The sequence below is a fragment of the Micromonospora rosaria genome, from assembly GCF_001567585.1.
GTDB lineage: Bacteria > Actinomycetota > Actinomycetes > Mycobacteriales > Micromonosporaceae > Micromonospora > Micromonospora rosaria.
The window spans coordinates 1-9,478 of the sequence record NZ_LRQV01000198.1; the positions used below are offsets into that span (position 1 = coordinate 1).

Sequence of the window (9,478 nt, forward strand, 5' to 3'; positions counted from 1 at the left end):
GACCCGGGTCGCGCCCGCGTCCGCCAGGGCCCGCGCCACCGCCTCGGCGGACGCGGCGTAGCCCCGGTCCGACGAGCAGAGGCAGGCCACCCGGGCGCCGCTGGCGGTGAACTCCGCTGCCAGCCGGGCCGGGTCGTCGGGTCCGACCGGCGGGCGGACGGTGGCGATCCCGCCGGCCGCGAAGAGGTTCGCGGCGAAGCCGGCGCGCGCGTTGTGCGCCGCCGGCGGGCCGAGGGTGGCGAGGAAGACGGTGGGCCGGTCGCCGGTCGCCGTCTCGTGCGCGTCGGCGCGGTCCCGCAGCGCCTCGTAGGCCTGCGCGTACCGGTGCCTGGGCAGCCCGCCGCCCGGCGCGGCGGGCGCGGGCGGGCGCTGCGGCAGCCGCTCGTCGAGGTGGGGGAACTCGCTCACCCCGGTCAGCGGGTCCCGGCGGTGCGCCAGGTTCTCGGCCCGGCGCTGCCAGGTCGCGGCGAGCCGGTCGGCGACCAGGCCGCTGTCCAGCGCGGCGGCCATCCCCCCGGCCCGCTCGATCTCGGTGAACCACCGCCAGGCCGCCTGGGCCAGTTCCTCGGTGTACCGCTCGACGTACCACGAGCCGCCGGCCGGGTCGACGACCCGACCGACGTTGGCCTCCTCCAGCAGCAGCGCGTGGGTGTTGCGGGCGATCCGCCGCGCGAAGCCGTCCGGCAGGCCGAGGCAGTGGTCGAACGGCTGCACGGTCACCGCGTCCGCGCCACCGACCCCGGCGGCGAAACAGGCCAGGGTGGTCCGCAGCATGTTCACCCAGGGGTCGCGGGCGGTCATCATCGCGGTGGAGGTCACCGCGTGCTGGCGCTGCGCGCCCGCCTCGGGGGCCCCGCACTCCTGCGCGACCCGGGACCAGAGCCGGCGGGCGGCGCGCAGCTTCGCGATGGTGGCGAACTGGTCGGCGGTGGCCGCGTAGCGGAACTCCACCTGCCCGAGCGCGGCCGGCACGGTCAGCCCGGCGTCGGTCAACTCCCGCAGGTACGCCACCCCGGTGGCCAGCGCGCAGCCGAGTTCCTGCGCGTCGGAGCCGCCCGCGTCGTGGTACCCGGTCGCGTCGACGGTCATGGCCCGCAGGCCGGGGAAGCCGGACGCGCAGCGCTGCGCCCACTCGCCGGCCGGGCCGTCCCAGCGCTGTCCGGTCCGCGCCCGCCAGCCGAGCGGGTCCACGCCCAGGTTGCCCCGGACCTCGGCGGCCGGCACGGCACGCTCCCCGAGCAGCGCGAACCAGGCCGGCACCGCCTCGACCGCGGCGGCCCCGGCGTCCAGCACCACCCCGGCCAGGTCCAGGTAGACCCCGTCCAGGGCGGCCGGCAGCGCGGCGACCGGCAGGCCGCCCTCGCCGAGCGCCAGCCACAGCGAGGTGGTGCCGTTGTCCAGGTCGGCGCGGATCGCCGGGCCGGTGACCGCCGGGTCCGGGTCGGCGTGGCGCTGCCGCACGTCCCATCCGGCCACCGCCGCGCCGGTCGCCCGCCCACCCCGGGTGTACGGGAACGTCCCCGGCGGCCCCGGCACCGGGGTCGGGTCGTCGGCGGTGGACAGCGGGGCCAGCGTCACGTCGTCGTACCCGCGCGGGGCCAGCAGGTCCTCGACCGCCTCGGCGGGTGTGTCGTCGCTGGCGACGCCGGCCTTGCGCAGCACGCCGAGGGCGAGTCGCCGCCACTGGTCGTACGTGGCGGCGGGGAAGTCACTGGCGAGGCGAAGCTCGTCCGGCGGCACCGTCATTCCGGGATGGTACGGGCCGACCGGCGCGGCGTGATGCGGATGTGACGACATCAACTCGGCGGACCGTCGCCCGGCGGCGGCGGGCGGCGGCCCGGCCGGTCGGGTCACCCGGGGCGCATCCCGGGTGCCCCGCCGCGGCGACACGCCCGACACAGCATCTGGTGTTGCCTTTTCGCCCCCACACCCAGATATGGTGTCTCCCGCAGCTGGTTCGACCGCTCCCCCGAGGACCGGTCGAGGCAAGAGGGAACCCGGTGTGAATCCGGGACTGCCCCGCAGCGGTGAGTGGGAACGACCGCCGTCACCACGCACTGGGCCCCGACGGGCCTGGGAAGCGACGGCCAGTAGGCGACCGGCGACCCCGGTCCCGCCCACGAGTCCGAAGACCTGCCAGCGCGCCGTCCGCGTGCGCGGACGGCGGTCGGAGGTCGCGCGGGACGACCGACGCCAGCAGCCGGGCACCGCACCCCGTCGGGCCCGTTGGCGTTCTCCCGCGTGTCCGAGGGCCATCGGAGACAGGCGAGGAGAGGTCATGACGGTCGTGCAGGAGAGGCCCACGTCCGGTCCGGACGGACCGGAGCAGCGCCGGCAGGCGATGCGGGTCCGCAAGCGCAACGGTGACGCCGAGCCGGTGGACGTCAACAAGATCGTCCGAGCGGTCGAGCGGTGGGTGGCCGACCTGGACGAGGTGGACCCGCTGCGGGTGGCCACCCGGACGGTCAGCGGCCTCTACGACGGCACGACCATTGCCGAGTTGGACAAGCTGTCGATCCAGACCGCGGCGGAACTGATCGGCGAGGAGCCGCAGTACTCGAAGCTGGCGGCCCGGCTGCTGGCCGCCTCCGTGGACAGGGAGGTGCGCGGGCAGGGCGTGGCCAGCTTCAGCCAGGCCATCCGGTACGGCCACGGCCTGGGGCTGGTCGGCGACGACACCGCCGCGTTCGTGGACCGGCACGCCCGCAGGCTCGACGACGCCGTGGACCCCGCCGGTGACCTGCGGTTCGAGTACTTCGGGCTGCGGACGGTCGCCGACCGGTACCTGCTGCGGCACCCCGACTCGCGGCTGGTGGTGGAGACTCCGCAGTACTGGCTGCTGCGGGTGGCCTGCGGGCTGTCCGAGACGCCGGACGAGGCGGTCGACCTGTACCGGCTGATGTCGTCGCTGGCGTACCTGCCGAGTTCGCCGACGCTGTTCAACTCCGGCACCCGGCACACGCAGATGTCGTCGTGCTTCCTGGTCGACTCGCCCCGCGACGAACTGGACTCCATCTACGAGCGCTACCACCAGGTGGCCCGGCTGTCGAAGTTCTCCGGCGGCATCGGCATCTCCTGGTCCCGGGTCCGGGGGCGGGGCGCGTTGATCCGGGGCACGAACGGCCGGTCCAACGGCATCGTGCCGTTCCTGAAGACGCTCGACGCCGGGGTGGCGGCGGTGAACCAGGGTGGCCGCCGCAAGGGCGCGGCCTGCGTCTACCTGGAGCCGTGGCACCCGGACGTCGAGGAGTTCCTGGAGTTGCGGGACAACACCGGCGAGGACGCCCGGCGCACGCACAACCTCAACCTGGCCAACTGGCTGCCGGACGAGTTCATGCGCCGGGTCGAGGCCGACGGCGACTGGTCGCTGGTCGACCCGTCCGACGCCCCGGAACTGCCCGACCTGTACGGCGAGGAGTTCGACGCCGCCTACCGGGTCGCCGAGAAGAAGGCGGTCCGCACGGTCCGGGCCCGCGACCTGTACGGGCGGATGATGCGCACCCTGGCGCAGACCGGCAACGGGTGGATGACCTTCAAGGACGCCGCGAACCGGCTGTCCAACCAGACCGGGGCCCCGGGCAACACGATCCACCTGTCGAACCTGTGCACCGAGATCCTGGAGGTCAACTCCGACACCGAGACCGCGGTGTGCAACCTGGGCTCGATCAATCTCGGCGCGCACGTCACGACCGACGGCGTCGACTGGGAGAAGCTGCGGGCGACCGTCCGCACCGCCGTGGTCTTCCTCGACCGGGTGATCGACATCAACTACTACCCGGCCGCGCAGGCGGCGGCGTCGAACCCGCGCTGGCGTCCGGTCGGGCTCGGGCTGATGGGCCTGCAGGACGCCTTCTTCACGCTGCGGCTGCCGTTCGACTCGGCCGGGGCGAGGGAACTGTCCACCCGGGTCCAGGAGGAGATCCTGCTGACCGCGCTGGAGACCTCGGCCGGGCTCGCCGAACGGTTCGGGCCGCACCCGGCGTACGCCGAGACCCGCGCCGCCGCCGGCCACCTGCACCCCGACCTGTGGGGCGCCGAACCCACCCAGCGGGAGCGGTGGACGGCGCTGCGCGCCACGATCGCGGCGCACGGCCTGCGCAACTCCCTGCTGGTCGCGATCGCCCCGACCGCCACGATCGCCTCGATCGCCGGCTGCTACGAGTGCATCGAGCCGCAGGTGTCCAACCTGTTCAAGCGCGAGACCATGTCCGGCGAGTTCCTTCAGGTCAACACGTACCTGGTCCGGGAGTTGCGGGCGCGCGGGCTGTGGACGCCGCAGATCCGGGACCGGATCAAGCGCGCCGAGGGCTCGGTGCAGGGCATCACGGAGCTTCCCGCCGACGTGCGGGAGCTGTTCCGCACCGCGTGGGAACTGCCTCAGCGGGCGCTGATCGACCTCGCCACCGCCCGCGCCCCCTACGTCGACCAGTCGCAGTCGTTGAACCTGTTCATGAGCGCGCCGACCATCGGCAAGCTCTCCTCGATGTACCTGTACGCCTGGAAGTCCGGGCTGAAGACCACCTACTACCTGCGCTCGCGTCCCGCGACGCGGATCCAGCAGGCCACCGTCGCCGTCACGCCCACGACCGGGGTGGACCCGGTCGTCGCCGACGCCGAGGCGCTGGCCTGCTCCCTGGAGAACCCCGAGAGCTGCGAGGCCTGCCAGTGACCACGACCCCGACCACCCCCACCACCGGTACCGGCGCCCGGCACCTGCTGCTCGATCCGGGCATGGACCTGACCCTGCGGCCGATGCGCTACCCGCACTTCTTCGACCGGTTCCGGGACGCCATCAAGAACACCTGGACCGTCGAGGAGGTCGACCTGCACTCCGACCTCGCCGACCTGGCCCGGCTCTCGCCTGCCGAGCGGCACCTGGTGTCCCGGCTGGTCGCGTTCTTCGCCACCGGGGACACCATCGTCGCCAACAACCTGGTGTTGAACCTGTACCAGCACGTCAACTCCCCGGAGGGCCGGCTCTACCTGTCCCGGCAGCTGTTCGAGGAAGCCGTGCACGTGCAGTTCTACCTGAACCTGCTCGACACGTACGTGCCCGACGAGAAGGAGCGGTTCGAGGCCTTCGCCGCCATCGAGAACATCCCGTCGATCCGGCGCAAGGCCGAGTTCTGTTTCCGCTGGATCGACTCCGTCTTCGAGCTGCGGGAACTGCGGACCCGGCAGGACCGGCGGGCGTTCCTGCTCAACCTGATCTGCTTCGCCGCGTGCATCGAGGGCCTGTTCTTCTACGGCGCGTTCGCCTACGTCTACTTCCTGCGGTCCCGGGGCCTGCTCAACGGGCTCGCCTCCGGCACCAACTGGGTGTTCCGGGACGAGTCGATGCACATGGCCTTCGCCTTCGACGTGGTCGACACCGTCCGCGCCGAGGAGCCGGACCTCTTCGACGCCGAGTTGCAGCAGCAGGTCCGGGACATGCTCGCCGAGGCCGTGGAGTGCGAGGTCCAGTTCGCCGCCGACCTGCTGGAGCAGGGCGTCTCCGGGATGTCGCTGGCCGACATGCGCGAGTACCTGCAACACGTCGCCGACCGGCGGCTGGTCACCCTCGGCATCGCCCCGCTCTACGGCAGCCGCAACCCGTTCGGGTTCATGGAGCTCCAGGACGTCCAGGAGCTGTCGAACTTCTTCGAGCGGCGGGTCTCGGCCTACCAGGTGGGGGTGACCGGCTCGGTCAGCTTCGACGACGACTTCTGACCGGTTCGCGGTGGCCGTCCCGGGCGTCATCGAGGCCCGGGACGGCCACCGCCGGCACCCTGCATGCCGTGGTCGGGCGGACGGCGCGTGGCGTCCGCCCGACCACGGGTCTCACACCCCCTTGAGCGTCCTAGGAGGATAGGTTCATCGGGTGCCGGCCGGGGCCGGTCAGCCCATCGGTCCCCACAGCGCCGGCGTCTGGGGCGGCTCCCAGCCGGCCAGGGCGACGTGCCCCTGCCGGCACATGTAGACGACCCCCTGGTACGTCACGTGCGCGCCGGTCGCGTAGGGGGTCTGCGGACGCCACTCCGGTACGCCGTCGACGCCGGCCTCCGCGACGGCGTGCCAGAGGGCGGGTACGGCCGGCGGCTCCCAGCCGGCCTGCGCGGTGTGCCCCTGCACCGCCACGTACGCCCCACCCTGGTAGGTCACCTGCGCCCCGGCCGGGTACGCGACACCGGCCGCCCAGTCGGCGGCTGCGCCGGGGGCGGGCCGGCGCGGGTGCGGGGCCGGGTGGTGCTCATCCGGGTGGTGCTCATCCGGGTGCGGGGCGGGGTGCTGGTGCTGCGGCAGGCGCTCCCGCGCGACGGGCGGCTCCGGGTCGGGTGAGCCGGTCTCCTCGGGGTGCTCCCGGGGCGCGGGCGCCCCGGCGCCGCCGAAGTCCACGTCGGAGCAGGCGTAGAACGCCTCCGGGCTGTCCGACCGCTGGTAGATCGTGTAGATCAGGTGCCGGCCCTGCTTGGCCGGCAGCTGTCCGTCGACGCGGAAGGACCCACCCTCCAACGGGGGCCGGTCGGCCCGCAGGAACGGCTCGGGCTCCAGGTCGGCCCAGGTCAGTGGGCGGGTGGGCTGGTAGCCGTCGCGCGTCACGTAGAACTCGAAGGTGCCCACGTGGGGGGCGGTCCCCCGCCAGCGGAACTGGTAACCGCCGCCGGACGGCAGGCTGGTCACCGGCCAGTCGTCCCGGGCCAGGTCGAGGCCCCGGAACGCGTCGTTGCCCGCGCTGCACAGCCTGCCGTCCGGGATGACCTCGCGGTGCCGGCCGGCCACGTCGGGCACCAGGACGCCGTTCCAGTCGTAGAGGGCCTGGCTGCCGCCGGCGTCCCGCAGCGCCCGGCACGCCGCCGAGCGGGGATTCTCCGGCCCCTCCTGCCAGCAGAGGTAGATCCGGCTCGGTGGGTTCTGCATCGAGCCGTGCGCCGCGGCCTGCCCGTCGCCCATGGCGACGACCCAGGCCAGCACGGAGCCGCCGGCCAGCAGCACCGAGGCGGCCACCGCGGTGGCCCGCCGAGCGACCGGCCGGGCCGGCTCGGGCGGGACGCCCCCGTCCGGTCGGGCGTCGCCCCACCGCGGCGGCCCGTCGGGTACCCCCGGGGACCCCGTCCGGGACGGCCGGCGACCGTACCTCAGTCTCATCACACGCTCCTCGTCGCTGGGCGGACGACGGCGGCTGCCGCCACCCGCACGACGGGCCGGGGCGGTGTCCGGTTCACCACGACCGGGTGGGTCTTCCCCGGGTCGCTCGCCGGACGGGGCGGCTGAGAGGCTGCACCCATGCGACCGATGCGGCTGATCGAACCGTCCCCCGGGACGTACTCCCTGTTGCTCGACGCCGGGACCACCGACGTGGACGACGTGGTCGAGGAGCTCGGCCACGAGCCCCACGGGTACTTCTGGGAGGGCGTCGCCCGGGTACTCGTCGGCACCGAGGCCCCGACGCTGGAGGGGAGGTTCTCCTACGACCCGGAGGGCAGTATGTTCTGCGCCTACGGCACGGACCGGGACGCGCTGGCGGAGCTGGCCGCCCGGATGAGCGCCGTGGCCACCGACCCCGAGCGGATCCGGCAGGTGATCGCCCTGGCGCCCGCGACCGGCGTCGAGTTCGACGACTGACGGCGCCGCGCGGCACCGGCGGGGTGGTCCCGACGGCTGGGCGATATGTCGGGTACCGGAGGATTCCGGGGCCGCCGCCCTGGGTAGGAGGGGGTGGGAACGGCCGAGGGAGGTCGGGATGCGTCGGACCATCGCGGTGGCGGCGGTCGTGCTGGTACTGGTCACCGGCTGTCGGTGGCCACAGGACGTCGGCACGACCCTGGAGGACGTCCGTGGCGGCGTGCTGCGGGTCGGGGTGACCGAGTCTCCACCGTGGACCCGGGTCGGCGACGACGGGTCGGTGACCGGCGCCGAGGGGGAGCTGGTGCAGCGACTGGCGCAGCGGCTCGACGCCCGGGTGCAGTGGCACCCCGGCTCGGAGTCGACGCTGATGGCGGCGCTGAAGGACCGGGTCCTCGACCTGGTCGTCGGTGGTCTCGACGCGAAGGCGCCGTGGACGGAGGAAGCCGCGCTGACCCGTCCGTACGTCACCGTCCGCACGGTGGTGGCGGTGCCGCCGGGGGTGGCGACGCCGACCGACCTGGCCGGGGCCCGGGTGGCGGTACCGGCCGGCACGGCCGAGGTCGCGGCGCTGCGGGCCGCGAAGGCCGACCCGGTGCCGGTGGCGGAGGTGACCGGCGAGGAGGGACTGCCGGTGGTGGTCGGTCAGTGGCGCCTGGCCGACCTGGGGCTGCGGGAGACCGCGCACGACCTGGCCGTGCACGACCACGTCTGGGCGGTGCCGCCGGGGGAGAACGGCTGGCAGGTCGAGGTGGAACGGTTCCTGTTGGCGCTGTCGCACGTCGAGGTCGAACGGCTGCTGGCCACCGCCGAGCGGGAGGAGGCGGCACGGTGAGGGTGTACGACCGCTTCGAGCTGCCCCCGGACAAGGCCGAGCTGCACCGGCGGGCGGTCCGGCTGCAATGGTGGACGATCGGTTTCTTCGTCCTGGCGATCGCCCTGCTGGCGCTCACGCTCGGCCAGTCGCAGGCGATGAAGGCGGCCTGGATCGAGGACATGCTCGCCCTGGTGCCCCCGGCGGCCTTCCTGATCGCCGCAAGGTTCCGCAACCGTCAGCCCGACGACCGGTTCCCCTACGGCTACCACCGGTCGGTCAGCATCGCCTTCCTGGCCGGGTCGGTCGCCCTGCTCGGCCTCGGTGGTTACGTCGTCTACGACTCCCTGACCCGGTTGATCGCGCGGGAGCGCCCGCCGATCGGGCTGATCGAGGTGTTCGGCCAGCGGGTGTGGCTGGGCTGGCTGATGATCGCGGCGCTGGTCGTCACGATGGTGCCGGCGATCCTGCTCGGCCGGGCCAAGAAACGCCTCGCCCACCACCTACACGACAAGGTGCTCTACGCCGACGCGGAGATGAACCGCGCGGACTGGCTCACCGCGGGCGCGGCGATCCTCGGCGTGCTCGGCATCGGCGCCGGGCTGTGGTGGGCCGACGCGGTGGCCGCGCTGGTCATCGGTGGCGACATCGTGCGCGACGGCACGCGGACCTCACGCAGCGCCGTGGCCAACCTGATGGACAACCGGCCCCGGGTCGTCGACGGCAGCCGCCCCCACCCGTTGCACGACCGGCTGCTCACCGCCGTGCGGGACCACGACTGGGTCGCCGACGCCTGGCTACGGCTGCGCGAGGAGGGCCACGTCTTCGTCGGTGAGCTGCTCGTCGTGCCCGTGCCCGGCACGGACCGCCTCGTCGAACGGCTGGAGGGCCTGGGCGCGTTCGCCCGCGACCTCGACTGGCGTATGCACGACCTGGTCGTGGCGCCGGTGAGCCGGATCGACAGCGCCGTCGACGGGCACGGAGCCCCGGCCGACGGGCTGCCGTACCCGCAGGCCGGCGCGCCGGCCGTCCCGCACGTCACCGCCTGACCGACGCCGTCCA

Annotated in this window: 7 protein-coding genes and 1 riboswitch; of the genes, 5 read left to right on the plus strand and 2 right to left on the minus strand. The window is 73.9% G+C overall.

What is annotated here, in order from left to right; all coding sequences use genetic code 11:
* Positions 1–1,746: methylmalonyl-CoA mutase family protein (locus tag AWW66_RS29960; RefSeq protein ID WP_067373496.1), on the minus strand; the 1,746-nt coding region annotated here is incomplete at its 3' end.
* Between the two features lie 190 nt (positions 1,747–1,936).
* Positions 1,937–2,155: riboswitch (cobalamin riboswitch) on the plus strand.
* Between the two features lie 123 nt (positions 2,156–2,278).
* Here AWW66_RS29960 and AWW66_RS29965 point away from each other — a divergent pair.
* Entirely contained in the window at positions 2,279–4,669 is a 2,391-nt protein-coding gene (locus AWW66_RS29965; RefSeq protein ID WP_067373499.1) for a ribonucleoside-diphosphate reductase subunit alpha, read from the plus strand.
* Between the two features lie 62 nt (positions 4,670–4,731).
* Positions 4,732–5,709 carry a ribonucleotide-diphosphate reductase subunit beta gene (locus AWW66_RS29970; protein ID WP_245648546.1) on the plus strand — a complete coding sequence of 326 codons (978 nt, stop codon included), beginning with the start codon at positions 4,732–4,734 and terminating at the stop codon, positions 5,707–5,709.
* Positions 5,710–5,877: 168 nt separating this feature from the next.
* On the opposite strand, the gene AWW66_RS34665 is transcribed toward AWW66_RS29970, so the two are convergent.
* Positions 5,878–7,125, minus strand: coding sequence for a lytic polysaccharide monooxygenase (locus AWW66_RS34665; protein WP_067373502.1), 1,248 nt, complete (start codon positions 7,123–7,125; stop codon positions 5,878–5,880).
* Between the two features lie 138 nt (positions 7,126–7,263).
* Between AWW66_RS34665 and AWW66_RS29980 the strand changes: the two genes are divergently transcribed.
* From AWW66_RS29980 to AWW66_RS29990, 3 genes are all read left to right on the plus strand, one after another.
* A complete protein-coding gene (locus AWW66_RS29980) occupies positions 7,264–7,602 on the plus strand; it encodes an immunity 51 family protein (protein ID WP_083979178.1) in 339 nt (112 codons plus the stop codon).
* A 118-nt stretch (positions 7,603–7,720) separates the two neighbouring features.
* Entirely contained in the window at positions 7,721–8,437 is a 717-nt protein-coding gene (locus AWW66_RS29985) for a substrate-binding periplasmic protein (RefSeq protein ID WP_067373508.1), read from the plus strand.
* On the plus strand, positions 8,434–9,465 hold the full coding sequence (locus AWW66_RS29990; RefSeq protein WP_067373510.1) for a cation diffusion facilitator family transporter: 1,032 nt from the start codon (positions 8,434–8,436) through the stop codon (positions 9,463–9,465). Before AWW66_RS29985 ends, AWW66_RS29990 begins: the two co-directional genes overlap by 4 nt.
* The last annotated feature ends 13 nt before the right edge of the window (positions 9,466–9,478 follow it).

Excerpts from the sequence above, each read along its gene's own strand:
- AWW66_RS29965 (WP_067373499.1), top strand. The coding sequence starts at position 2,279 with ATGACGGTCGTGCAGGAGAGGCCCACGTCCGGTCCGGACGGACCGGAG.
- AWW66_RS29970 (WP_245648546.1), top strand. The coding sequence starts at position 4,732 with ATGGACCTGACCCTGCGGCCGATGCGCTACCCGCACTTCTTCGACCGG.
- AWW66_RS34665 (WP_067373502.1), bottom strand. The coding sequence starts at position 7,125 with ATGAGACTGAGGTACGGTCGCCGGCCGTCCCGGACGGGGTCCCCGGGG.
- AWW66_RS29980 (WP_083979178.1), top strand. The coding sequence starts at position 7,264 with ATGCGACCGATGCGGCTGATCGAACCGTCCCCCGGGACGTACTCCCTG.
- AWW66_RS29985 (WP_067373508.1), top strand. The coding sequence starts at position 7,721 with ATGCGTCGGACCATCGCGGTGGCGGCGGTCGTGCTGGTACTGGTCACC.